Raw genomic sequence first — 25273 nt, forward strand, 5'->3', positions numbered from 1 at the left:
GGCCTACTCCTCAAATCGCGATTTAGCCCGGGCGGGCAAAACCGGCTGGGTCAACTGCACGCCGTTGAGATGTTCCAGCGCCAGCAACAGACCGCTGTGGTCCGTTTCGCCATGACCGTTAGCCACGAGATTGAGGTATTCGTCGTGGACACGCTGAGCCAAGGGCAAGGTCAATCCCTCGGCCCGGGCCTCGTCGAGGATCATGCGCATATCCTTGAGCTGGATGCGGGAGGGTCCTCCGGGCTCGAACCGGCGGTCGATCATACGCTGGCCATGGAGATCGAGTATCCGGCTGCCTGCGAAGCCCCCCATCAGCGCTTCACGCACTGCTGCAGGATCGGCGCCCCCCTGAGCTGCCAGTAGGAGGGCTTCGGAGACGGCACCGATGGTGATGCCGACGATTGCCTGGTTGGCGAGCTTCGCCAGTTGGCCCGCACCGGCCGGACCGATATGCGTGACCCGACCGAGCGCCTCTAATACTGGACGCACCTGCTCGAGCAGGTCGCTCTTGCCACCCACCATGATACTGAGATTGGCATCTGCCGCCCCGACCGTACCGCCGGAGACCGGCGCATCCAGGTAACCCACGGACTTGGCGCCACAGCGCCCGGCATGATCGCGGGCGGTCGATGGCTGCACCGAACTCATGTCAATAACGACGGCTCCCGGGCGCAAGTGATCGATGACGCCTTGCTCCACCAGGATGTCATGCACCACCTGACTGTTTTCCAGCATGGTGATCAACACATCGGCACTTTGCGCCGCATCGGCCGGAGAAGCGGCAATAGCAGCCCGTTCCGCGAAGGGTTCACATTTGGCACGCGTGCGGTTCCAGAGGGTCATGGGGTAACCGGCCGCGAGCAGGTTCTCCACCATGGGCGCGCCCATCAGCCCTAGTCCGAGGAATGCGATGCGAGGTTGCGTCATATCACCAAGGGTCCAATCCGAGTCAAACCCCGATGATACCCAATCGGGCCGACGAAAAAATGCCAATACACGCTATGGCCTGAAACAAAAACGCCACCGCTCCAAAGAGCCGTGGCGTTCAGGTAAGACGCTGAAGTTAAGTTAGCAATCAGGCCGCTTCAGGTTCGCCCATGTGCAGACGAATCTTCTTCATCGCATTCTTCTCCAACTGACGAATCCGCTCAGCAGAGACTCCGTACTTATCAGCCAGCTCATGCAGCGTGGACTTGCTCTCCGTCAACCAGCGCTCGCGCAGGATATCCTGGCTACGCTCGTCGAGACTGGACAGCGCATTCAGCAGACGGCTGTTGGAATCTTCCGTCCAATCGGACTGCTCCAACTGGGTGGCTGGATCGCTCCGGCGGTCCTCCAGGTAATAGGCTGGCGCCTGGTACGCAGTGTCGTCATCATCATCCATCGGACCATCGAATGCGGTGTCTTGGGACGCCAGACGGCCTTCCATTTCACGTACGACCCGAGGCTCGACACCCAGATCCTCAGCAACGGCTTTCAGCTCATCCTGGGACAACCAGGCCAGACGCTTCTTCTGGCTACGCAGGTTGAAGAACAGCTTGCGCTGGGCCTTCGTGGTTGCAACCTTGACGATCCGCCAATTGCGCAGGATAAACTCGTGAATTTCTGCCTTGATCCAGTGAACGGCAAACGAAACCAGCCGCACACCGTAATCCGGATTGAAACGCTTGACCGCCTTCATCAGTCCAACGTTACCTTCCTGGATCAGGTCCGATTGTGCCAAGCCATAGCCGGAATAACTGCGGGCAATATGGACAACAAACCGCAGATGTGAAAGAACCAGACGACGGGCGGCTTCAAGATCATTGTCATGATGCAGACGCTCCGCCAATTCCTTTTCCTCTGCGGCCGACAGCATCGGGATGCTGCTCGCGGCCTGGACATAGGCCTCGAGGTTCGCACCCGGAACCATTCGATCTGTCAATTGTAAGCTCGTACCCATGCTTTTCCTCCGCAACGTGGCGACCCACTAATATAGCAGGCAGTACTAAGACCGCCAAGCCGCCATAAAGTTCCCTGAGTTGCGCCCTCAAACCTTTTATCAGGCCTTGAAATACAAGGCTTCGAATCCATTAAGGCTTTAACCCATCACTCCAAACACACTACATGGGCGACAAACTTCAGGAGAACACCTGTGTTAATTTATTTCTACCGCCGCCAGCCCGACCTGGCCATACGGTGAACCCGAAACGCCGGATCAGCGGCTGGCTTCGATCTGGCTCGGTTCTATTGCATCCAGATGCCGCTTGACCGCCAACCAGGCCCCCAACCAACCCAGGGCCACCGCAATGATCAGGAGCGCGAGCGTGCCATCCCATGACAGGCCAGTAAGCTCGAACTGGCTGCGATACAGACTTGCCAGCCGCTCAACAGGCCCGCTCATCCACCAGAGGGTCGCCTGCAGCAGGAGAAACGCCACAATCCCGCCACCCAGGCCATACCAGATACCGGTGTAGAGAAACGGTCGGCGCACAAACGTATCGGTACCGCCCACCAGCTTGGCGACCAGGATTTCATCCCGCCGGTTTTCGATGGCCAGACGGATGGTGTTGCCGATGACCAGGATCACCGCCGCCGCCAGCAACAGGCCCAGGGCCCAGACACCACGACCCAGCAGATCGGTAATTGTGTTCAGTCGCTGCAGCCATCCCAGGTCGACCTGTACTCGCGCTACGGAATCCAGCGACTCCAGTGAATCCACAAGCCGCTGCATACCCTGTGTATTGCGGACCTCCGGACTGGGAGTGAGCAACAGTGTGTGCGGGAGCGGATTCTCATCCAGATAGTCGAGGGCGTCAGCCAGACCTGATGAGGCGCGGAATTCGGCCAGGGCTTCTTCCCGGGTGATGACTGCCACATCGGTAACGTCCTTGCGGCTGGCTACCTGGACTCGCAGGCGATCCAACTGTTCCGTACTGGCGCCCTGCTCCATATAGAGCGTCACCCGCGCCGTACTTTCCCAGCCGGCACTGACCCCCTGGAGACTGGACAGAAGCAGCAGCAGTCCAACCGGTAAAGCTAACGCAATCCCCATCACCAACCAGGTCATCAGACTGGCAATAGGGGAACGCCAAAGACGGAGAGCGCTATCATGAGCGGTCTTGCGATGATGCAGGAAGTAGCTTTCCAGCAGTTGCCGCCACGGTGACCGGGCTGCGGCTGCACCTCGCCGAGATGGGCGTTCAGTGGCCATAGAGCACCTCTTCGCCGGGCATGGCGTCGCCGGTCGTCATCTGGCCGTTGCTCAGGGTAAGGACACGGCGGCGCAGGTGGCGGATCAGGGCGATGTCGTGACTGGCAATCAGCACGGTCACGCCAACCTGACTGAATTGTTCGAACAGGTGCATGATGTCCGCCGACAGCGCCGGGTCCAGGTTACCGGTAGGTTCGTCCGCCAAGAGTAGTGGCGGCTTGTTGACCACGGCCCGGGCGATGCCGACCCGCTGCTGCTCGCCTCCGGAGAGCTGGATCGGATTCATCTTCTCCTTGCTGAGCAGGCCCACCTTGTCCAGCGCAGCACGCACACGGCGGCCGATCTCGCGATGCGGTACTCCGGTGACTTCCAGGGGCATGGCGACGTTATCGAAGACGGTGCGATCGAACAGCAGTTGATGGTTCTGGAAAACCACACCGATATGGCGGCGAATAAAAGGAATCTGCCGTCGTGGAAGCGCATTGAGTTGCTGGCCGCCGACAATGACGTTGCCGGCACTGGGACGCTCCATCACCATGATGAGCTTGAGCAGGGTACTCTTGCCCGCGCCTGAATGGCCGGTCAGGAAAGCCAGTTCGCCCCGGGACATCTCGAAGCTGACGCCCTGCAATGCCGTATGGCCGCCTTCATAGCGCTTGCTGACTTTCTCGAACTCGATCAACTGCTCAAACCCTGTCTGGTTAATACGGCGCGCCATTCCAGCCGACCCGCTATTCAGAATCGAACCGGCGTGGGCGCCTTTACCTCCGCGAGCCTATTCTTCAGCGAAGAGCGCCTCGACGAAGTCTTCAGCCTCGAACGGACGCAGATCCTCAGCCTGCTCGCCGACACCAATGTAGCGAATCGGGAGCTTGAGCTGGCGGGCAACCGCAAAGATGATACCGCCCTTGGCTGTACCGTCGAGCTTGGTCAGGGTTATGCCAGTCACACCCACCGCCTGCTGGAACACCTGCGCCTGGCTCAGGGCATTCTGACCGGTTCCGGCATCCAGTACCAGCATGACTTCGTGCGGGGCGGTTTCATCCAGCTTCTTCATGACCCGAACCACTTTCTCCAGTTCGCTCATTAGGTTGTCCTTGTTCTGTAAGCGACCGGCCGTGTCGGCGATGACCACATCCACACCCCGCGACTGGGCAGACTGCACCGCGTCGAAAATGACCGAAGCACTGTCGGCGCCGGTATGCTGCGCCACCACAGGTACGTCGTTGCGCTCGCCCCAGACCTGAAGCTGCTCCACTGCGGCCGCCCGGAAAGTGTCCCCGGCCGCCAGCATCACCGACTTGCCCTCTGCCTTGAACTTGCGGGCCAGCTTGCCGATGGTGGTGGTCTTGCCCACACCGTTGACGCCCACCATCAGCATGACAAACGGCTTCTTGTCCGTCTCGATGTTGAGCGGAGCCGTGCTCTCGGAAAGAATGCCGCGCAACTCGTTCTTCAGGGCTTCACGCACTGCAGCCCCGTCTTTCAGCTGCTTGCGTTCGAGCTTTTCGGTCAGGGCATCGATGATCTCGGTGGTTGCAGTAATACCGACATCGGCGGTCAGCAGGGTGGTTTCGATCTCTTCCAGCAGGTCTTCGTCCACAGATTTGCCGGTCGAGAACAGATCTGCCAGCCCGGAACTCAGGTTTGCGCGAGTCTTGCCCAGGCCGCTCTTGATGCGCTGGAACACGCTGACCGGGGGCGCTTCCGGCTCAGGCTCCGGTTCAGGTGCGGGTGCAGGCTCGGCTTTGGGTTCAGGCGCAGGTTCGGCTTCGGGTTCAGGAGCCGGAGCTTGAGGGACTTTCTCTTTCTCCGCTTCAGGCTCGGCCACTTCCTTCTTGCCGGTCTCGACAGGGGTGGCGCCGGGCTGGGGTTTCGGCTCGCGCTGGGGTACCGATTCGGGGCGCGGCCGCTGGCGGCGTTTGTTAGCCAGTTCCGCAACAAATACGAGAACCAGCAGGGCCAGCAGCCCGATCATAATCCACTCTGCCATCATCATTATTCGCAGTTCCGTTGGTCAGGAGGTGAGAAAAAACGAGGTCACAGGACTTCGGCCCGGAGCAGGCCTCGCGTACCGTTGCGTAAAAACCGGAAGCGTCCTTCAAGAGCGCGTATTCTATCGGGCCGGGCCACTGTCGTCCAAACCAAGGCGGGAGCCCAAACCAAGCTGGGCGTCCAAACCGCGGCTGGATTTGGGTACACTGCCGGCATCCTCCACAATACCGTTCTCGAATCCAGGTAAATCATGACCCGCAAGCAGTCCCGTCATAAGCCAAACCCTGCCACCGGCAAGCGACGTGCTAAAACGCCTGCTATCGAGACAGGGGAGCTGAGGATCATCGGCGGCGATTGGCGCAGCCGGCGCCTGACTTTTCCCGCCGTTGGCGGCGTGCGGCCAACACCCTCCCGGGTGAGGGAAACCCTGTTTAACTGGCTAATGGCGGCCCTCCCCGGCGCGCGCTGCCTGGATCTATTCGCGGGAAGCGGTGTACTCGGCCTGGAGGCCCTGTCCCGTGGCGCCCGGGAGACCCAGTTTGTCGATCATACACGCGCACTTTGTGACGCCTTGAAGGCTAACCTGGGACTGTTAAAGTCCGATGGTGGCAAAGTGATTTGCCAGGATGTCACAACGTTCCTCTCCCACCCCGCCGAGACACCTTACGACATTCTGTTGATGGACCCGCCCTTCCGCCAGGACTGGCTGACCCGGTTACTCCCGCTGATCGCCGGAAACGGCTGGGTGACGCAGGGCAGCTGGGTGTATATCGAACACGAGAGCGAGCTTGCCAGCGTGGCCGTTCCGGAAAACTGGTCGCTGCATCGGGAGAGAATTGCGGGGCAGGTCTGTTACCGGCTCTACCGGGTCGGACAATAAAAAGGTTCGTCGCACTTTAGCGGGAATCCGCGTAACGCAAAGCATTCCGGGCCTGGGCAGCCCGGCGGGCTGCTCCGAAGCTGAAGCGTCGGCTACATTTTCCAGCTAACTCGAGCATGTAGCAGATGCTTCAGCTTCTGAGGCGCCGAAGGTGCCCATGGTCTTACGACTCGTGCGGAGGGCTCCGGGCTCCCGTCACGCTAATCCGCGATGAACCATAAAAAAACCCCGTATTCCGCCAGCACTTCAAAGGTCCTGACCGAATACGGGGTTACTGCGCCGGCTTGTTTACTAGGCCGGACGCAGGGCGTAGGACTTCAGGTGGGCGGCGAAATCTTCCAGGTAACGGATACCACTTTCCTCCGCCTCACGGCACCACTCCACCAGCGCATGCAGCTTATCCTGGGGCTTTAGGCCCCGGCGGCGCCACAGGGCCTGCAGCTCATGGCTCTTGTCGTAGATCTGACGCAGTACCGCGTTACGCTCCAGCAGCGACTCCAGGTGTTGCTGGTCGTGGGGCTTGATCAGCGAAGTCTCCCGGGACAGCAGCTTGCGCGCACGGCGGTACATCGGCTTGATGTCCTCCTCCATGACCTGCTTCTGCTGCCGCAGCACCGGCTCCAATACACGCTTGCGATATTGGCGCATGATATCGAAACGGTTGTTGGCAATCGCCTGCACGGTTTCCACATCCACACTCGCCTTGCCCGGTACCTGGTGTGCGATCGGACGATAGCCCTTCGGCTTGGCCAGACGGAACAGCTGGAACGCACGGATATAGCCCCAGCCGATATCCAGCTCGTACCAGCGACGGGAGAGCTTGGACGAATTGGGATAGGTGTGGTGGTTGTTGTGCAGCTCCTCCCCCCCGACGATCAGGCCCCAGGGCACGATGTTGCGGGCATTGTCGGCGCATTCGAAATTGCGGTAACCGAAGTAGTGGCCGATGCCGTTGATCACGCCGGCGGCCCAGAACGGAATCCACATCATCTGCACCGCCCAGATCCAGATACCGTTAACGCCGAACAAGGCCAGATCGATCACAGCCATCAGGGCAATACCGAGCATCTTGTACGGGGTGTAGACCTTGCGTTCGATCCAGTCCTCCGGCGTACGCTGGCCGTAGCGCTCCAATGTTTCAGGCGTAGCCGCCTCCTGATAGAGTTCGGCGCCCTCGGTCAGGACCTTTTTCAGGCCACGCACCACCGGGCTGTGCGGATCCTCTTCGGTCTCGCACATGGCGTGGTGCTTGCGATGGATAGCGGTCCACTCCTTGGTGTTCTGAGCAGTGGTCAGCCACAACCAGAAGCGGAAGAAATGCTTGAGGACCGGATGCAGGTCCAGCGAATTGTGCGCGGAGTGGCGATGCAGGTAGAGCGTGACGCTCACAATGGTCACGTGCGTAAGCCCCAGGGCGACCAGCACGTGCTGCCACACCGACAGGTCCAGAAGACCGTTGTACCACATAGTAAAGAACCCTCAGAGAAAGGCGTGGGCGAAAAGAAATTCCCTGATCTTTCCGCTTTTGTTCTAGAAAACCTGACGTTGCTTATGTAAAACCTGACGTTCCCGGAGCCTCTTTGATTATGGTTTTGAAGAGGGCGCCCGAACTTCGAATTCTAGCGTACAGTTGTAAGCTACAACAACCCAGTCGCGGTTTATATGTAGTTTGTGTGACGACATGCGCAGCCCTGTAACCATGCGATTTCAGAAGGTTTCCGGGCGGCACCATTGCAGTGCGCCGCACCTGAATTGACGGGTCGATCTGGTTTCGCACAATCGCCTGACGATGGGGCGCGTGGGTTGGCGAATGCTGAGAATCTACCAATCAAGTCAATTGGCGATGCAGCAAGTGCCCACCGCCTACAACACGAGGATCACGCTTTGCCCGAACTGCCCGAAGTCGAAACCACCCGACGCGGCGTCGCCCCGTTCCTGGAAAATCGGCCCATTCGCGCGGTCCGCATTCATGAACCGCGACTGCGCTGGCCGATTCCCGACGACTTGGCCACGCGCCTGACCGGCGCAACGCCCTTGGAAGTGGACCGGCGGGCGAAATACCTGCTGGTACGCTTCGAGACCGGCACCCTAATGATCCATTTGGGCATGTCCGGCAGTCTGCGTATCGTGACCGATGGCTCGCCACGCCAGGCCCACGACCATGTGGAACTCGAGCTGGGCGATGGCCAGATACTGCGTTACAACGACCCCCGTCGTTTCGGCGCCTGGCTTTGGAGCGAAGCACCGGAATCCCACCCCCTGATCAGCCACCTGGGCCCTGAGCCGCTGGATCCTCTGGCCTTTACCGGTCACGAGCTCTATCGCCTGTCCCGGGGGAAGACCACTTCGATCAAGGCTTTCATCATGGATAGCCGCGTCGTGGTCGGTGTTGGGAACATTTACGCCAACGAAGCGCTGTTCATGGCTGGCATCCACCCAAAGCGCCATGCTGGTAAGGTGGGACGAGCCCGGATGGTTCGACTGGTGGAATCGATTCGGGAAATCCTCACCGCCGCCATCCTGATGGGCGGCACGACGCTGCGGGATTTCGTCAACAGCGACGGCAAACCGGGCTACTTTGCGCAATCACTGAATGTCTACGGTCGTGGCGGCGAGCCCTGTCGCAACTGTGGCATGCCCCTCAAGGAAATCCGCCTCGGCCAACGCTCCACCGTCTACTGCTCCAGGTGCCAGAAATAGTCACTGCAAAAGCGACAACGGCTGCGTCCGCCGAGATACACGATGCGACAAAAAAGCGTTTGAAAATGCGCAAATATCATTCATAGTTAAAAAATCGACTATGAAGTCCTGCTGCGCCTGGGATGGCGCGGCCAGGATGGTCTGCTAAATCAGGAGAATAGACATGATTTCCCGGATTTCCCGCGTTGTCGCCATGACGTTCGCTCTGAGCCTGATGGCGTTCGCGTCCATCGGCCATGCCAACACCCTGGAAGAAGAGCCGTCTGCACTGGCGATGACCGGCGATGCACTCATTGCCCGCCCGCTACTGCTTGCCACAACCGTTGTCGGCAGTGCCGTCTATTTGGTGTCCCTGCCCTTCTCCCTGCTGGGCGGCAACGCGGCAGAAGCCGGCGAAACCCTGGTTGTCGGTCCGGCAAAGGCGACGTTCGTGCGCTGTCTCGGCTGCACCACCTCTGGTCGCAAGCAGGACGCCGTCGCTCAGGAATAATGCCGCCTGCCTGAGGAACTGATCTAACGGCAAGGACGTATTGCTCCCCGGCGCTGACTGGGGCACTCTGGCAGTGAACTCGCGACCCCGGATTTGCTGCAAATGATTGACTGGTCAGCGCTGGATACAGTGTTCCTCGATATGGACGGCACACTGTTGGACCTGCACTTCGACAGCCACTTCTGGCTGGACCACCTCCCTCGCCGTTACGCCGCCCTCAAATCTGTCGATCCCGGCGAGGCACGTACCTCCATCGTGTCCATGATCGAGTCGGAAAAAGGCTCGTTGCAATGGTATTGCGTGGATTACTGGAGTGACCGGCTGGATGTGGACATCACCGCACTCAAACGTGAAGTAGCCGACCGCATTGCCTACCGCCCCCACGCCGAGTCATTCCTGGGCGCCATCCGGGAAAGTGGACGTCGCTGCGTGATCGTCACCAACTGTCACCCCAAGCCGCTGGAACTCAAGCTGGAGCGCACCGGGCTCGACCGCCATGTCGACCGCGTGGTATCCACCCATGATTTCGGTCGCCCCAAGGAAGATATCCAATTCTGGACCGACCTGGCAGGTATCGAACCCTATGATCCCACCCGCACACTGATGGTCGACGACAGCCTGCCGGTACTTGAGAGCGCGCGTCGCGCCGGCATCGCCCACCTGCTGGCCATCCTGGCACCAGACAGCCAGATGCCCGAGCGCAGTGCACTGGCTGACTTCCTCGGCATCCATCATTTCGACGAAATCCTCGAACAGATTCAACCCGTCCCCACATCAGCCTGAACGGGTTATAATGAGAAGAGGATTGACCACGCCTGACGTGATGACAGCAAACCCTGAAACCGGAGCACCATGAGTTCAGCGGAAACCAGCGAACGGGTGCGGCTAGACAAGTGGCTCTGGGCCGCACGTTTCTACAAGACCCGAACCATTGCCAAGGAAGCCATCGAAGGCGGCAAGGTTCATTACAACAGCCAGCGCACCAAGCCGGGCAAAGCGGTCGAGGTTGGTGCGCGCCTGCGGTTACGGCTAGGACACCAGGAAAAAGAAGTCATCGTCGACGACATCAGTGATCGTCGCCGGGGTGCGCCTCAAGCCCAGACGCTCTACCACGAGACGCCGGACAGTCAGAAGAAACGCGAGGAAGAAGCCTGGCAGCGCAAGACCATGCAAGCTGCCCAATTGCCTCCAGCCCGGCGCCCAACCAAGAAAGATCGCAGGGACCTACAGCGTTTTCGCGACCAACACGGACTGTAGGTCCGCGTGTTCCCGTTCGATCGGATCCACTATCACCTTTTCCCGTCTTAACGAGGTCAGCTCATGGCATTGGACGACCAGTTCCAACGTTTCCTGTTCGACGACAGCCAAGTCCGCGGCGAGTGGGTACGCCTGTCCGACAGTTTCCAGCAGATCGTTGCACAAACCGAATATCCCGGCCGCATCCAGCACTTGCTCGGTGAAACCCTTGCCGCCAGCGTGCTGCTCAGCGGCACCTTGAAGTTCGAAGGCACGCTGTCCATCCAGGCTCAAGGCGACGGCCCGGTACGGACCTTGCTAGCAGAATGTAGTCATGACCGTGCGATTCGTGGTATCGCGCGTTTCGATACCACGCCGACTGGCGAGAGTCTCGACGATATCCTGGGCACGGGCCGCATGGCGATCACCATCACGCCGGAACAGGGGCAGCGCTACCAGGGCGTCGTGCCGCGCGAGCATGATAACCTGAGCGAATGCCTGGAGGATTATTTCGAACGTTCCGAGCAGATCGAGACCCGGCTGTTCCTGTTCGCCGACGGTAACCAGGCCGCTGGTCTGCTGCTGCAGCGCCTTCCCGGAGACAAGTCGCTGGACGAGGACCTCTGGCAGCGCGTGGGACACCTGGCCAGCACCCTGAAAGCTGGCGAACTGCTGGAACTGGAAAGCGAGACGGTGTTGCACCGCCTGTTCCATGAAGAAAACGTACGGCTGTTCGATCCCGAGCCCGTCCGTTTCCAGTGCAGCTGCTCCCGGGAACGCACCCTGGCGGCGCTGGAATCGATCGGGCAGGACGAGTGTTACAGCATCCTGGACGAGCAGGGGGCCATCGAAATGGATTGCCAGTTCTGCCATGCCCAGTACCGTTTTGACCGCAACGATATCGACCAGTTGTTCCATGGCCATTCGCTGCATTAACCGAGCTTAAAAATAGTACGCTAGATTGCCCGCAGAGCCCACAACCGTGCGCCTTCCCGGGCAGTCGTTTTTTACCGGGCTCTCTGGCATAATAGCGCGCCTGATTGTTCACGAAACCGCCAGCTTCGGGCTTGGGTAGTCCCGTCCCCGGCATCGAATCGAACAATTTCGAATACATCTCTAGGGCGAGGTCGAAGTGAGTAACGCTTACACTGATTTGAGTTCTGCGCGGCTGGTTGAACTGGCGCTGGAACGCAACGAAGGCCGTCTGGCATCCAACGGCTCCCTGGTCGTCAAGACCGGCGCACGGACCGGACGTTCCCCGATGGATCGGTTTATCGTCGAGGAGCCGAGCACCTCCGACGCTATTCACTGGGGCCCGATCAACCGCCCGTTCGACGCCGACAAGTTCGACGCCCTGTGGGACCGCGTCGAAGCCTACATGGCGGATAAGACCCAATTCGTTTCCCACCTGCATGTGGGCTCCGACCCGGAGCACTACCTGCCGGTGCGCATGACCACCGAAACCGCGTGGCAGAACTTGTTCGGACGCAACCTGTTTATCCGCCCGGACAACTTCAACCCGGCCGACAAGCAGGAATGGCAGATCCTCAACGCCGCCAACTTCCAGTGCGATCCCGAGCGCGACGGCACCAACAGCGACGGCTGCGTGATGATCAACTTTGCCAAGCGCAAGGTGCTGCTGGCTGGAATGCACTACGCCGGCGAGATGAAGAAGGCTATGTTCTCGGTACAGAACTTCCTGCTGCCGGAAAAAGACGTGCTACCGATGCATTGCTCCGCCAACGTGGGTGACGACGGCGAGACCTGCCTGTTCTTTGGCCTCTCCGGCACCGGCAAAACCACGCTGTCCGCCGATCCCGATCGCTACCTGATCGGCGACGACGAGCACGGCTGGGGTCCGGGCACCGTTTTCAACATCGAAGGCGGCTGCTATGCCAAGTGTATCGACCTGAGCCAGAAGAACGAGCCGATCATCTGGGACGCTATCCGCTTCGGGGCCATCGTCGAGAACGTGGTTATCGACGACGAAACCCGCGAGCCGGATTACACCGACGTCTCCCTGACCGAAAACTCCCGCTGCGCCTATCCGCTGGAGCACGTGGAGAAGCGGGTCCTGGAGAATCGTGCCGGTGAGCCGTCTGCGATCGTCTTCCTGACCTGCGACATGACCGGTGTCCTGCCGCCCGTGTCCATCCTCGATAAGGAATCGGCGGCCTACCACTTCCTGAGTGGCTATACCGCGCTGGTAGGTTCGACGGAAATGGGCTCGTCATCCAAGCTCAAGTCCACCTTTTCTACCTGTTTCGGTGCTCCGTTCTTCCCGCGCCCGGCCGGCGTTTATGCCGAGCTGCTGATGAAGCGAATGGAGGAGTTCGGCAGCAAGGTGTTCCTGGTAAATACCGGCTGGACCGGCGGTCCCTACGGTGTGGGCGAGCGCTTTAGCATCCCCACAACCCGTGCGATTATCAGCGCCATCCAGAATGGCAAGCTGGACGATGTGGAAACCGAGCACCTGGACAAACTGAACCTGGACGTCCCGGTCGAAGTGCCGAATGTGGACAGCAAGCTGCTGAACCCGCGCAATACCTGGAGCGACCCGGCGGAGTACGACGCCAAGGCCCAGGCGCTGATCAAGCAGTTCGTCGATAACTTCAGCAAGTTCGATGTCGCTGAGTCCATCGTGGCAGCGGGTCCCAAGCTTTAAGGGATCTGGAATACCAGAATGAGAAAGGCGCCTTCGAGGCGCCTTTCTTGTTTTTGCTTCCCCCGTCCCATATAGCCGATGCTTCAGAGGGTGTTGCAAAACGTAGCGAGCGAAGGCCAGGCAAGGCGGAAATTCGCGAAAAAGCGCAGTTTACTGGTCGTAAATGAGCATTTTGATCGGACTCGCGCACGAGCGGATTTCCAACGCCGCATGGCCGAGCGCAGTAGTTTTGCAACACCCTCTTCAGCTTCGGAGCAGGCGCCAGCCTGCCAAGGGCTCGGGGCTCCAGCGATTATCGGCGCCCGATGGGCGCTCCGAAGCTGAAGCATCGGCTACACAGGATCTTAGCCCCCGGATAGCCCATCAGGCATAGATAGCCATCACGCATAAAACATCAACGGCACAAACGCCACCAACACCAACGAAATCCCCATCACGATCAACGGCATGATGATACGCTCGTGCCGCTGGTAGAAGGTTCCGGTCTCCGCCAGGGCCGCCGACACCTCGGTCTCCCCCACCACCTGCCGGGTCAGCAAGTGATTCAACGCCACCGGCGGGCTCAGGTAGCCCAGTTCAAACGCCACCAACGTTGTCATCCAGAAATGGATCGGGTCTATACCGCTGCCGTAGGCAATCGTCGCCACGGTCGCACTAACCAGGATAACGGCGCCGAAGGCATCCATGATCATCCCCAGGACTACTAGCACCACCACCATCAGCAGCATGGCGGTCCAGGCACTGCCGAACGCCTGCGGGAACATTTGCATAATCTCGGCTCGTTCGATAACGCCGCCAATGCTTACCGACAGCCCCAACAACAGGAGTAAGGCCCCGATTTCCGAGGTCGTGTCGTTGGTGGCGCCGCGGATGCTTCGCTCGATGCCCTGGTGTTTGGGCGCCGCTTCTTTCCGGCCGCGTTTACGAAAAGCCAGGTGTTCGTAGACCAGGATCGCGAGCATGATCACCGGCAGGATGCGCGGGGCGGAAAACTCGTCCATACCCACGTCCAGTGCCCAGCGGTAGAACAATACGACCACCGCAACCACCAGCACATAGGGAATCAGTGGTACCAGCGCTCGCAACATCGCCGGCAGGGCTTCAGCGACCGGCGCCAGTTCGAAGCGGCTTTGACGGTTCACGGTCAGCGAGACCACCAGGAACATCACCGCAGTCAGCAGGAATACCCAGATGCCCCAGCCGAACAGGACATCCGTCGTCACCTCCCGATTAAGGTAGGCGATAACGACCACGAGCAAACAGGGGCGCAGGACCACACCCAGCGAACCCGACATCGCCGTCGCGGCAAGGGCCAAGTGTCTGCGGGCACCGGCAGCGCGCAGTTCGCTGTAGATCACAGCGCCTGCGGCAATGACGAAGATCCCGGAAGCGCCGGTGTACGCCGTGGGAACGGCCGCCACGATCACGGCGACCACCGCCAGCATCTCCGGCGGCATGCGCCACGGCCGGAACGCATTGAACACCAGGGGCGCCAGCCGGGTCTGCTTGAGCATCATCCCGACCCAGACGTAGAGGCCGACATTGAGGAACATGTCGGACAACTCCATCATCTTGTCCAGGTAGACACCAATGCCGGAAGCGTGCCCAAGCAGCGCAAAGTAGGTACCGGAAATCAGGCACATCACGGTGTAGAGCGGTACCGCCAGACCGGCCTTCATCAGGTCGCCGCCTTCCTGTAGATCTGCCGGCGGACGTACCAGACGATAAAGGCTGACCAGCGTCAATGCCGCGAAGCCGACGATCCACAGGTCGTGCAAGATCTCCCGCTCGAAGGTGATGTCCGCCCCGGCATCGTGGGAGGTCTGGCGGAACAGCACACTCGACCCAAGCAGCATGACGTTGGCGACAGTCTGCAGGAAATAGGAGACGGTGTAGTCGAGCCGTGTATCGATGGCCCGCATGGCGATATGGTGACGCGTCAGGGTGGCAGTGGCGGCGCACAACATCACTAACACCACGAGGATGTAGCGCTGGGAGGTCAGTCCGAGGGCGATAACATCCGCCACGAAGCCCTCGACCGCCCGGTACACTTCAAGCGCCGGCGTGATCTGACCCTGCAGGCTATCGAATTCCGCGTGTTTTTGCTGACACAATGCAATTGCGTTTTCCACGGCGGCGCGAATATCCGCTGGATTGACCGTTCGTTCGCCCAACAGGCTCATCAAGGGATCTGCCGGCGCCTGGTGCGCCTCCAGCACCTGACGCTGGACTTCTGCGTCGATATCCCGGTTTGGGTTGCAGCTGGGCGCCACCGGGTCGACCCGCAACTTGTAGTAACCGCTCCACATTTGCTCGCCGGCCTGGAGCATCTGGTTGTGGATATCGCTGCTGGTGGAGAAGATCACGACCAGCAGCAACAGGATGCAGGCGGGAAAGGAAGAGAACCACTCAAGCCCGGTACGGCGGGCCACCCTTCCCCTCTCGGTCAATACACTGGCAGACATCACGTTCGAGCCCTGTCGCGATTGTTGTTATTGGAAGCTCACCGCGTCATTCCGCGGCAATGGCACACTCCGCCCGGGTGGGATCGTCCTTACAACGGATGGCCCGCATCAGTTTCAATGCCCGCGCATCGTAGGTGCCTTCCTCACGCAGGGCCAGGCGCACCTCGCGCAGCATCTGGTCGTATTCCCGCACCTGCTGTTCGGTGGGATGCATCCAGCTCGCCTGGGGAATCTCCTTTTCTGCTGCCTTGATCAGTTCGTAGGCTTCGTCAACACGGGAGAAGGCATAGCCGCGTACCTTATCGCCATACCCCTCCGGGAAACGGTCGGCATGGTGGATGATCTGGAAGGTCATTTGCGCCAGCTTGTAAGCGAATACGCCACCACCGGGATTCACGCCCTTATAGAGCTCCAGCGGCGTGTAGGCGACGGCCGGTGCATAGGCCAGGTCCACGCTGCCGTTGTTGAACTTGCCGGCGAAGTTGGCCGAGTTGGCGCCCACCACCGACGCTCCCACATGGCGGACCATGGTTACAGCCGCGTTGTCATAGTCCAGGGTCGCGATCTTCTTGCCCTGGAGCTCTTCGACTGTGTCGACCTTGCGATCGCGTATAAACAGGTAGATGGAACCGGCCGGCAGGATACCCGCCACTTCGTAGTTCTCGCGTTTGAGCAGGGATGCCGCCGACGGCTGGGCCAGGGTCTGGAGCAGGATTCGCATCTGGGGCTCACTGGTCAGCGCGCCCAGCGCTTCGATGCTGCCGGTAAAACTGTTGAATTCCCGCGCGCGGGTGCCGGTCAGCAGGACCGAATCGCACTGGCCGGCCTTGAATTCCTCCGCCGCAATCTTCTCATCGGTGTAGGCCCGCATTTCCAGATCCACACCCCAGCCCATGGCCGTCGGTCGGGCGGATTTCATAACGTTGAACAGGGGGCCATTGGAGCCGATCGGGTCGAACACGCAGAACGACCGTTTGATCATTTCGCCTGTGTCGGCGTGCACCAGCCCGGCACTGAGTAGCCAGGCCAGCGCCAGGGCGGCCAGGCTCCGCTTTCCATGTTTCATGTTGAGTGTCTCCGTTTCTTATCGTTATTTATGCGGTTCCGACGCTCAGCGCCCCGTTGGTTGCTGACTTCCTCGCATGAAACGATGGCGTCGGTCCGCGTTACAACAGGGAGTCCAGGTCGATCACTTCACCGGTAGGTGCTTCATCGTCCCAAAAGGTACCCAAACCGCCCATCGGCGTGCGGTGACCGGTGTTCTCCATCCACAACTTGTCGGAGATGGCGAGAATGTTGTGGGTGGCCAACTGGTCCACCAACACCCACCCGTCCGCCGGCGGCCGCTTCTCGATCGCCTCCGCATGCCGGCGAATGACCGCGCGCACCCGTTCCATATCACCCTTGTTCCAGGCGGCGATGACATGAAAGACATGACTTATACGCACGCCAGCGGCCTCGCCCAGGGCGTCTGAAGCGTCCAGACGTTCAAAGGCATCCTCCCCTTCCGGCTGGGCGCCCGGGATCATCGCCCAGACGGTCGCCCGTAGACCCATGGGCGCGCCCCACCACTTTTCGTTGTCCAGGCAGCTTGTTGCCCGGGCGGCCACCGAGCCGACGTTCTTGGGAACACCGATGGGTGCAGTGGACTGGATCTCGGCGTTCAGCGCCTGTAGTCCGGAAAGCAGGCCGGCCAGGTAGATGAACTCGTCCAGGTCTTCATCGAAATCTGGACATTCCTCGGTTTCCGGGTCGCCGTAGTAAGCCTTGAAATGTCTCCAGCCCTTGAAGTAGCGCTCGGCCGCCAACGCGTAATAGCGCTTCTGGCGGATAATGGCGTCCTCAGCCTCTTCCGGATTACGGGCGCGCAAGGCGGCGATGCTCTGCAGCTCCGCTTCGCGGCCCCGGTCTTCGGCGCAGCCGCCGGCCTGGAGGCTCATCATCACTGCCAGTTGGTCCGGGTCGGTGGTCACCCGGCCGAACGACATCAGCAGGGGCTGCACCGATTCACTCATGGCGCAGGCCATGGCCAGGTCGCCGGTCTGCAGCAGGTAGGGCACGGTGTGCTCCTTGGAGAACCCCTGCATGACATCACCGGTGGTCTTGTAGATCATATGATTCACGACACCACAGCCGCTGAGCGAAAAACCGCCGGCTAGCGCCACCAGCCAGATACGGAAACGGGGCCATCGGCGCGCGCGAGGAATATCCGTTGTTTTCTTCATACAGCCTGCCACCTTCTGCGTTCTTGTTTTATGTACTTCCGGAGCGCCAATGAGCCATCAAGGCACAAAACCTGTGTAACGATATGTTACAGATTCGGGATTATCCTCAAGTCAGTGCCGTTTTTGTGAGACGAGTGCCTCAAAGCCGCTATCGCATACTGCGCAACCTGCATCGCCGGCCCCTTTTAAACCTTACTGGCAATTAACTAAGTTGTTTGACACCGCCACGGAACACGCTATACCTGTTAGGAACCTCCGATGAGGCTTTCGTGTCCTGTTTGATTGATTGCTTGACCTTCGCTGCCGCGCCTTGTTCTCAAAGCGTTCCGGAGTTCAGTAAATCTGCGAATCAACCCAGCAGGACGCCAGGCCGGGCATTCTGCCCGGTTGTAGTCGGCGGCGAACATGCGAAGACGCCGTCTTTCCAATAACGAAGGAGATATTCATGCGCAAACCCGAACTTGCCAGTGCAGTCGCAGAGCAGGCCGGTCTGACCAAGGACAAAGCCAGCGAAGTCATCACCGCATTCACCGACCAGATCCAGGCTGCTACCGCCAAGGGCCAGGACGTGTCCCTGATCGGCTTTGGCACCTTCAGTGTCCGCAAGCGTGAGGCACGCACCGGTCGCAATCCGCAGACCGGCGCAACCATGAACATTCCCGCCAGCAAGACGGTCGGGTTCAAGGCTGGCAAGGCGCTGAAAGAAGCTGTCGCCAAGTAATCTCCGGATGGCCGGCCACTCTCGTGGCCGGCTGACTTCCCCTGGCCAACGCTCGCTCAATCTGACGCCCCTCCCCATCCTGATGCGCAATAGCCTCAGCCCGAGACACACTCGGCGCGGGACGCATCCACCCGGCAACGAATGGCTTTCATCAGCCGGATCGCGCGCTCGTCGTAGATTCCCTCTTCCAACAGGGAAAGCCGCACTTCCCGAAGCATCTGGTTGTATTCCTGGACATCTTCCTGTGGCGGGTGCATCCAGGCCTCGTCGGGGATTTCAGCCTCTGCCTGGGCGATAATCTGGTAAGCCTCCTCGATGCGCCGGACGGCCTCGTCACGCACCATCTGGCCGGCACTCTCCGGGAAACGGTCACGATGCAGGATCACCTGGAAATTCATATAGGCCACGGCGTAGTTGAAGACGCCACCGTTGGGTCGAACCCCCTTGTAGAGTTCTAACGGCGTATAGGCGACCGCGGGGGCGTACGCGATATCCACCGAACCGTTGTTGAACTTGCCGGCGAAGTTGGCGGAGTTGGCTCCCACCACCGAGGCGCCCACATGGCGCACCATGGTCAGGGACGCCGTGTCGTAATCCAGGGTGGCGATCTTCTTGCCCTGTAACTCCTCCACGGTGTCGATACTGCGATCACGGGTGAACAGGTAGACCGCGCCGCCCGGGAAGATACCGGCAACCTCGTAGCGCTCATTGGTAAGGAAAGGCTTGGCCTTGGGCTGGCTCAGGGTGTTGAACAGCAGGCGCATTTCCTCTTCGCCGGGAATGGCCCCCATCGCTTCAAGACTACCGGTGAACTTGTTGAACTCGCGCGCCCGGGTACCGGTGAGCAGCACGGCGTCGCATTGGCCGGCCTTGAAGTCCTCGGCAGCCACCTTTTCGTCGGTGTAGGCACGCAGATCGAGTTCGATGCCTTCGCGCAGGGCCACGGGTTTGAAGGTCTTGGTAATGGCGAACAGCGGACCATTGGCGCCGACCGGATCGAACACACAGAAGCTGCGCTTGAGGATGTCCGCTTGCGGTTCCTGGTCGGTCTGGGCAGCCGTTTGCGCCTGGACGGCGCCGGTTAGCGCCAGACTGAGGGAGAGCGCGACGCCGGACAGGCGTTGCGCTAGGGGTTTGCTAAACATGCTGGAGCACTCCTGCTTATTCTTGTCATGCCATGCGGCACCAGAATAGGAAGGCCCCAGTGGGGTTACGTTGGCAGCAGCGCCCCGGGCATTCAGGCACTCCTGCCATTCGCGCATGCTAGGGGGAAGGGTCTGGCGGGAAGGCCCGCATTCGCAGGGGCACCTTTACTCAGGCTTGGATTCGGACTCCGCAGACGCCGCCGAGGATTTCGAGCCAGTCTTTGAACCAGTTCCGCTTTTCCCGGTGTTGGAGCGGCGGTTGCGGGCGGCCGGTTTGGCTTTCTGACCGTTTGCCTTCTTTTCTTCCGCCAATTGCTCGACCAGGCTTTCCAGCCGCTTTTCCAGGGCCACCATCTGGTGATGCAGCGCGGTCTGCTTATCGAGAGCATCCGAGGTATTGCGGGACAATGTCCACAGCAGCCAGATGATCGCCAGCAGGGCGATAAACGAGAGAAATCCCATGTTTGTCTCCGTTGCTTGATTCGACGTCAGGCACGTGTGCCAGGCTCACGCCACACTGACCGGTTATGTCGGCCCGACGCAGGCTGGTGCGTCATGCCATCTCGTTCAGTGTAGCAGCCCGATACAGGCGCATCAGGCGATATCGATCAATCCTGGCGGATATAGACCGATTGGCCGGCTCGCCAGACTTGATTGACCAGCCCCTTGAGCGTCTCGTTCAGGATTGGCGCATGCTTGCCCGCGGAGAACAGTGAATCCGTCTTGGGCGTCCAATTCGCCTGGGGATCGATCCAGCCGAGGTCGGCCACCTGTCCTTTGCCGAGCCCTGGCGCTGCCAGACCCAATACCTCTGCCGGCCCCGTAGTCAGAGCGCGCACCAGCGAGCCCAGATCCAGCTCTCCGTTTTCAACCAGAACCAATCCCATCGAAAGCACACTCTCGATACTCGACAGACCCGGCTCGGTATCCCCCAACGGCGCGTTCTTGGCTGCGGGGTCATGGGGCTGGTGCTGGCTGACGATGGCGCTGATCGCACCGGAGCGCACGCCCTCGATCAGGCCCTTGCGATCGGCTTCCGAACGCAGCGGCGGCTCCACATGGAAACGGCTGTCAAAACCCGCCAGGGCTTCCTCGGTCAGCACCAGGTGATGCATCGCCACATCCGCGGTCACCGGCACGCCGCGTGCACGGGCATCGGACACCATCTCCACGCTGCGGGCACAGGACAACTGGCTCAGGTGCAGGCGCACACCGGTTTCCTCCGCCAGCAGGATCATCTCCATCACCGACGCGGTCTCCGCCACTTCGGGAATCCCCAGCAACCCCAACCGTGCGGTCACCAACCCGTCGTGAGCAAAGCCATCAGCGGCCAATGACCGGTTCTGCGGATGCAGCATCAAGGTCATGTTGAAGGTCTTGGCGTAGGCCATGCAGCGCCGCAGGACCCGCGCATTGACCAAAGGTGCGGAACCATTGCTCAAGGCGACGCAGCCAGCGTTGGACAGGCCAACCATGTCGCTCAGCAATTCGCCCGACAGCCCCTTGGTGGCGGCACCCAACGGCAGCACACGAATCGGTGCGTCGCGTTCGGCCACATCGAGAATCAGGTGGGTAATCGCGCTGGAGTCGTTGATCGGCGAGGAGTCCGGTGCCGCGCAAACGGTGGTGAATCCGCCGCGCACCGCTGCCCGGGTTTCGCTGGCAATGGAACCTTTCTGGCCATTGCCCGGCTCTCGCAGGTTGCAGTAGAGGTCGATAAAACCGGGCACGATCAGTCCGCCACTGGCATCTATCACCGCATCGGCGCCGGCGGCATCCGCCTCGGCACCGGTCGCAGCAATCTTGCCGTCACGGATCAGCAGCGACTGGACCACATCCAAGCCAGTCGCCGGGTCGATGAGCCGGCCATTCTCGATTCGCAGGGACGGATGGTTCATGCGCGCACCTCCGCATCCAACCCCTGTTGCGCTCGTTGACCACTCATCGCCATGGACATGACGGCCATGCGGATGGCGATGCCGTTAGTGACCTGGTTGAGGATAACCGACTGCGGCCCATCGGCCACTGCCGATTCGATTTCCACACCCCGGTTGATGGGGCCCGGATGCATCACGATGGCATCCGGTTTGGCGTAGGCCAACTTGTCGGTATTCAACCCATACACCTTGTAGAACTCCCGTTCACTGGGCAACAAGGCGCCTTCCATGCGTTCACGCTGGAGGCGCAGCATGATGATCACGTCGATATCCTTCAGACCGGATGGCATATCGTAATGGACCCTACAGCCCAGGCTCTCCACATCCCGCGGCAAGAGCGTGCTGGGACCGATCACCCGAACCTCTTCGGCACCCAGGGTATTGAGCGCCCGAATCTGGGAGCGAGCGACCCGGGAGTGCAGGATATCGCCGACGATGGCCACCTTCAGCCCCTCGAAGCGTTCCTTTTTCTGGCGAATGGTGAGCATGTCCAGCATTGCCTGGGTCGGGTGGGCGTGACGGCCGTCGCCGGCGTTGATAATCGCGACGCCCGGGGTCACCGACTGGGCGATAAAGTGGGGCGCACCACTACGGGAATGGCGAACCACGAACATATCGCTGGCCATGGCCTCGAGGTTTAGCAGGGTGTCCGACAGGGATTCGCCCTTGGAGGTAGCCGAGGTGCTGATATCCAGGTTGAGCACATCAGCAGACAGGCGTTTGGCCGCCAGTTCGAAGGTGCTGCGGGTACGGGTGCTGGATTCGAAGAACAGGTTCACCACGGTGCGGCCACGCAGCAGCGGGACTTTCTTGATGCGGCGCTCGCCCACTTCGATGAAGGAGTCGGCGGTGTCGAGGATCTGGGTGAGTAGCGGACGGTCGAGGCCGTCGATGGTCAGGAAATGGCGCAGCTGGCCTTCGGCATTCAGTTGCAGCGCGCGGGCGGAGGCGTCGGTTGTGGTCATCCTCAGGCTCCTTCTGGCTCGGCGTCGGCGTTGCGCAGTTCCACGCTGAGCGGATCCGGCCCCTTGAGCTTCACCCTCTCGTTAGCCTTCAGGTTGAGCCGCTGGCCGACTACATCCGGTTGTATCGGCAATTCCCGCGAACCCAGGTCGATCAGCGTCGCCAGTATGACGCCTGCCGGGCGGCCGTAGTCGAAGATTTCGTTCATGGCGGCGCGGATGGTGCGCCCACTCATAATGACATCGTCCACCAGCACGATATGGCGGTCTTCGGTTTCGAATGGCAAATGGGAAGGCCGGACCCTGGGATTCAGGCCGATACGGGAGAAGTCGTCCCGGTAGAACGAGATGTCGAGTTCGCCGAAGGGCTCGTCGAGGCCCAGGCGCTTGTGCAGGATATCCGCCAGCCAGACGCCGCCGGTGCGGATACCGATCAGAACCGGGCGTTCGATTTGGCGGGCCTGGAGAACACTGCGCAGACCCTGTTCCAGGTCGTCCAGCAGTGCATCAACCTTCAGCAGTGCAGTCATTGGTTTCCCCCATCCAGACAGCGGCGCTAGTCTATCATGAGGTCGCCGGGGAAAGCAGCGCCAGGACTGCCGGCGATCAGGCGCCGGAGGCGAACCAGCCTTCCAGGATCACCACCGCGGCGAGATCATCTACACCATGGATGCCGAAATCCCGGGAACCGCCGCGGGCCAGCACCTCCCCCTTGGCCTCGAAGCTGCTCAGGCGCTCGTCGACCATGACCACCTCGTGGTGGTAGCGGCCATGCAGACGCTTTCCGAATTTACGGGCACGCAGGCTCATTTCGCTCTCGGTACCATCCATGTTGAGGGGAAGACCAACAACGAATAGTTGCGGACGCCATTCCTCCACCAACGCCCCAATGTCGTCCCAGTTGGGTATGCCGTCCCGGGCTTTGAGCATGGCAATGGGCTGGGCGGTGCCGGTCAGTTCCTGGCCCACGGCGACGCCGATGCGACGAGTACCGAAATCGAACCCCATGACCCGGCGCTGGCCAATCTCAGGCATGACCCACCGAATCGGAGAGCTGGTTCAGGTCGATGCCCATCATGCGGATCACTTCGGCGTAACGGTCTTCGCTTTTGACCCGGAACAGCAGGTCGTGGTTGGCCGGGCACACCAGCCAGCTGCTACCGGACAACTCTTCCTCCAGCTGTCCCTCAGACCAGCCGGAGTAGCCCAGCGCCATAAGGAATTCGGATGGCCCCTCGCCGCAACCGATAGCTTCGAGGATATCCCGGGAGGTGGTCATGGTGAGCTGGTCAGTCACCGCCATGGAACTTTGCCATTCGCCAAACGGCCGATGCAGGACGAAGCCACGCTCCGGCTGCACCGGACCACCGGCGTAGACCGGCGCGTTGATTTCCTCGCCATCCAGGTCGAGCTGCTCGAGCACCTCGCCGACGGTAATGTCCAGCGGCCGGTTGATCACCAGCCCCATGGCACCCTCGCTGTTGTGTTCACACATAAAGATGACGGTCCCATGGAAACCCGGGTCCTGGAGATAGGGAGAAGCCACCAGAAGGCGGTTTCGGAGTGAATCTTCACAATCAGTCATAGAATCAGTGTCGCTGCAGCGCAACGGCAAAAGCCGAAAGCGCTGATCAAGTGTTTGTTCACGGGACAGGACACCAGTATTCGTTGCGTGGCCTGCCTTGGCAAGCATCGAATGGTGAAGATACGACGACAGCCAGGAACGCGATCAACCAGACGTCAGGCCGCGACGCTGGAATGACCAGGTGCGGATAATCTCAAGCTGGTCGGCCTGGTCGCGCATTTCCGGCGGGAAAGGTGCAAAGGGCGCCGACAGACGAACGATCCGGATCGCAGCGTCATCCAGCACTTTGCTACCGGATGAGTTGAGGATCTCAACGTCCTTCACACTGCCGTCCTTCTCCAGAACGACGACCATCCGTAGCGAGCCGTAGATTCCGGAGCTGCGTGCTTCCGGCGGGTAGTTCAGGTTGCCGACCCGGGTCACCTTGCTAACCCAGTTCTGCACGTACCAGGCGTTTTCCGATTTCAACGTGGACGCAGCCGTCACCCGCATGATCCGCGGCTTCTTCGCGTACGCGCGCTGCTGCTGGTCGAGGCGCGCCTCCAGGCTGGCGATTTCCAGACTGCGTTGCATCAGGCTCTTCTTCTCGGCCTCGGGCGCCTTCTCCACCGGCTCTTCTTTCTCTTCCTGCTGCGCGGCAGGGCGGGACTTGGCGGTGGTGGTTACCGTTTCCGTCGCCACCTGCGGCTTCGGCTCTACCGTCTTCTGGGTGACAGGCTGAGGCTGCACCGGTTGTACCTGGCTGTTTTGCAGGGGCGCCTGATGGGTCGTGGTCAGATCCTGCTTCTCTTCCTCGGTACCGCTGCCTTTCTGATTGGTCGCGGCGAGAAAATCGGCCTCCTCCGGGGCGTCCTTGTCGTCGAACTGGGACAAGGTGATTTCCAGGGTTTCGGCGGCCGGCACCGGATCGTCCGGCGCAAACGAGATCCCGAGCACCACGACCGCATGCAGGGCCAGCGCCATAAAAAGGGTAAAGGAAAAACGATCAAAATCACTGACCTGGACAGCCATGCTCGCCACTTAATCAACCACTGCTAAGCGTGCCGACGCACGCGGTTCTGGTTTCGCCTGGAA

Annotated in this window: 25 protein-coding genes; 8 read left to right on the forward strand and 17 right to left on the reverse strand. The window is 60.4% G+C overall.

What is annotated here, in order from left to right:
• Nucleotides 1–3: 3 nt before the first annotated feature.
• The 5 genes from RE428_RS23270 to ftsY form a co-directional block, all read right to left on the reverse strand.
• Nucleotides 4–927, reverse strand: a complete 924-nt coding sequence (locus tag RE428_RS23270) for an NAD(P)-dependent oxidoreductase (protein ID WP_051079759.1) — start codon at nt 925–927, stop codon at nt 4–6.
• A 148-nt stretch (nt 928–1075) separates the two neighbouring features.
• Nucleotides 1076–1942 carry an RNA polymerase sigma factor RpoH gene (gene rpoH, locus RE428_RS23275; protein ID WP_040882356.1) on the reverse strand — a complete coding sequence of 289 codons (867 nt, stop codon included), beginning with the start codon at nt 1940–1942 and terminating at the stop codon, nt 1076–1078.
• A gap of 255 nt (nt 1943–2197) precedes the next feature.
• On the reverse strand, nt 2198–3193 hold the full coding sequence (gene ftsX, locus RE428_RS23280) for a permease-like cell division protein FtsX (protein WP_004579759.1): 996 nt from the start codon (nt 3191–3193) through the stop codon (nt 2198–2200).
• Nucleotides 3183–3875: a cell division ATP-binding protein FtsE gene (ftsE, locus tag RE428_RS23285; protein ID WP_040882998.1), complete on the reverse strand. Its 693-nt coding sequence runs from the start codon at nt 3873–3875 to the stop codon at nt 3183–3185. The genes ftsX and ftsE overlap by 11 nt, the downstream gene beginning before the upstream one ends.
• A 93-nt stretch (nt 3876–3968) precedes the next feature.
• Nucleotides 3969–5189: a signal recognition particle-docking protein FtsY gene (gene ftsY / locus RE428_RS23290; RefSeq protein ID WP_040882997.1), complete on the reverse strand. Its 1221-nt coding sequence runs from the start codon at nt 5187–5189 to the stop codon at nt 3969–3971.
• A gap of 249 nt (nt 5190–5438) precedes the next feature.
• Here ftsY and rsmD point away from each other — a divergent pair, with 249 nt between their 5' ends.
• Nucleotides 5439–6068 carry a 16S rRNA (guanine(966)-N(2))-methyltransferase RsmD gene (gene rsmD / locus RE428_RS23295; protein ID WP_040882353.1) on the forward strand — a complete coding sequence of 210 codons (630 nt, stop codon included), beginning with the start codon at nt 5439–5441 and terminating at the stop codon, nt 6066–6068.
• Between the two features lie 291 nt (nt 6069–6359).
• On the opposite strand, the gene RE428_RS23300 is transcribed toward rsmD, so the two are convergent.
• The gene (locus RE428_RS23300; RefSeq protein ID WP_004579755.1) at nt 6360–7535 is read right to left on the reverse strand and encodes a DesA family fatty acid desaturase; all 1176 of its coding nucleotides are present in this window, start codon (nt 7533–7535) and stop codon (nt 6360–6362) included.
• Between the two features lie 417 nt (nt 7536–7952).
• Here RE428_RS23300 and mutM point away from each other — a divergent pair, with 417 nt between their 5' ends.
• The 6 genes from mutM to RE428_RS23330 all read left to right on the forward strand — a co-directional run bounded on the left by mutM (nt 7953) and on the right by RE428_RS23330 (nt 13159).
• Nucleotides 7953–8768, forward strand: a complete 816-nt coding sequence (mutM, locus tag RE428_RS23305; protein WP_004579754.1) for a bifunctional DNA-formamidopyrimidine glycosylase/DNA-(apurinic or apyrimidinic site) lyase — start codon at nt 7953–7955, stop codon at nt 8766–8768.
• 163 nt (nt 8769–8931) lie between these two features.
• Nucleotides 8932–9258 carry a hypothetical protein gene (locus RE428_RS23310; RefSeq protein ID WP_004579753.1) on the forward strand — a complete coding sequence of 109 codons (327 nt, stop codon included), beginning with the start codon at nt 8932–8934 and terminating at the stop codon, nt 9256–9258.
• Between the two features lie 102 nt (nt 9259–9360).
• The gene (yrfG, locus tag RE428_RS23315; protein WP_004579752.1) at nt 9361–10041 is read left to right on the forward strand and encodes a GMP/IMP nucleotidase; all 681 of its coding nucleotides are present in this window, start codon (nt 9361–9363) and stop codon (nt 10039–10041) included.
• Between the two features lie 69 nt (nt 10042–10110).
• Nucleotides 10111–10515, forward strand: coding sequence for a ribosome-associated heat shock protein Hsp15 (gene hslR, locus RE428_RS23320; RefSeq protein WP_004579751.1), 405 nt, complete (start codon nt 10111–10113; stop codon nt 10513–10515).
• Nucleotides 10516–10578: 63 nt separating this feature from the next.
• Nucleotides 10579–11430, forward strand: coding sequence for an Hsp33 family molecular chaperone HslO (gene hslO / locus RE428_RS23325; RefSeq protein WP_004579750.1), 852 nt, complete (start codon nt 10579–10581; stop codon nt 11428–11430).
• 196 nt (nt 11431–11626) lie between these two features.
• On the forward strand, nt 11627–13159 hold the full coding sequence (locus tag RE428_RS23330; RefSeq protein WP_004579749.1) for a phosphoenolpyruvate carboxykinase: 1533 nt from the start codon (nt 11627–11629) through the stop codon (nt 13157–13159).
• 380 nt (nt 13160–13539) lie between these two features.
• Here the strand turns inward: RE428_RS23330 and RE428_RS23335 are convergent, their stop codons facing one another.
• From RE428_RS23335 to RE428_RS23345, 3 genes are all read right to left on the reverse strand, one after another.
• The gene (locus RE428_RS23335) at nt 13540–15624 is read right to left on the reverse strand and encodes a TRAP transporter large permease subunit (RefSeq protein ID WP_085988665.1); all 2085 of its coding nucleotides are present in this window, start codon (nt 15622–15624) and stop codon (nt 13540–13542) included.
• Between the two features lie 46 nt (nt 15625–15670).
• Nucleotides 15671–16690 (reverse strand): putative solute-binding protein, encoded by a 1020-nt coding sequence (locus tag RE428_RS23340; RefSeq protein ID WP_004579747.1) that lies wholly within the window; start codon nt 16688–16690, stop codon nt 15671–15673.
• 100 nt (nt 16691–16790) lie between these two features.
• On the reverse strand, nt 16791–17849 hold the full coding sequence (locus RE428_RS23345; RefSeq protein ID WP_004579746.1) for a hypothetical protein: 1059 nt from the start codon (nt 17847–17849) through the stop codon (nt 16791–16793).
• Between the two features lie 445 nt (nt 17850–18294).
• Here RE428_RS23345 and RE428_RS23350 point away from each other — a divergent pair, with 445 nt between their 5' ends.
• A complete protein-coding gene (locus RE428_RS23350) occupies nt 18295–18570 on the forward strand; it encodes an HU family DNA-binding protein (RefSeq protein WP_004579745.1) in 276 nt (91 codons plus the stop codon).
• A 95-nt stretch (nt 18571–18665) separates the two neighbouring features.
• On the opposite strand, the gene RE428_RS23355 is transcribed toward RE428_RS23350, so the two are convergent.
• From RE428_RS23355 to RE428_RS23390, 8 genes are all read right to left on the reverse strand, one after another.
• On the reverse strand, nt 18666–19715 hold the full coding sequence (locus RE428_RS23355; RefSeq protein WP_004579744.1) for a putative solute-binding protein: 1050 nt from the start codon (nt 19713–19715) through the stop codon (nt 18666–18668).
• Nucleotides 19716–19880: 165 nt separating this feature from the next.
• Nucleotides 19881–20177 carry a hypothetical protein gene (locus RE428_RS23360; protein ID WP_004579743.1) on the reverse strand — a complete coding sequence of 99 codons (297 nt, stop codon included), beginning with the start codon at nt 20175–20177 and terminating at the stop codon, nt 19881–19883.
• 146 nt (nt 20178–20323) lie between these two features.
• Nucleotides 20324–21613: a dihydroorotase gene (locus RE428_RS23365; protein WP_004579742.1), complete on the reverse strand. Its 1290-nt coding sequence runs from the start codon at nt 21611–21613 to the stop codon at nt 20324–20326.
• Nucleotides 21610–22617, reverse strand: coding sequence for an aspartate carbamoyltransferase catalytic subunit (locus RE428_RS23370; protein ID WP_004579741.1), 1008 nt, complete (start codon nt 22615–22617; stop codon nt 21610–21612). The genes RE428_RS23365 and RE428_RS23370 overlap by 4 nt, the downstream gene beginning before the upstream one ends.
• Nucleotides 22618–22619: 2 nt before the next feature.
• Complete coding sequence (gene pyrR / locus RE428_RS23375; protein WP_004579740.1) at nt 22620–23144, reverse strand: bifunctional pyr operon transcriptional regulator/uracil phosphoribosyltransferase PyrR; 525 nt, start codon at nt 23142–23144, stop codon at nt 22620–22622.
• Nucleotides 23145–23220: 76 nt separating this feature from the next.
• Nucleotides 23221–23649, reverse strand: coding sequence for a Holliday junction resolvase RuvX (gene ruvX / locus RE428_RS23380; protein ID WP_004579739.1), 429 nt, complete (start codon nt 23647–23649; stop codon nt 23221–23223).
• On the reverse strand, nt 23642–24199 hold the full coding sequence (locus RE428_RS23385; protein WP_004579738.1) for a YqgE/AlgH family protein: 558 nt from the start codon (nt 24197–24199) through the stop codon (nt 23642–23644). Before RE428_RS23385 ends, ruvX begins: the two co-directional genes overlap by 8 nt.
• A gap of 144 nt (nt 24200–24343) precedes the next feature.
• Nucleotides 24344–25210 carry an energy transducer TonB gene (locus tag RE428_RS23390; protein WP_004579737.1) on the reverse strand — a complete coding sequence of 289 codons (867 nt, stop codon included), beginning with the start codon at nt 25208–25210 and terminating at the stop codon, nt 24344–24346.
• Nucleotides 25211–25273 lie beyond the last annotated feature (63 nt).

Source organism: Marinobacter nanhaiticus D15-8W (assembly GCF_036511935.1).
Lineage (GTDB): Bacteria > Pseudomonadota > Gammaproteobacteria > Pseudomonadales > Oleiphilaceae > Marinobacter_A > Marinobacter_A nanhaiticus.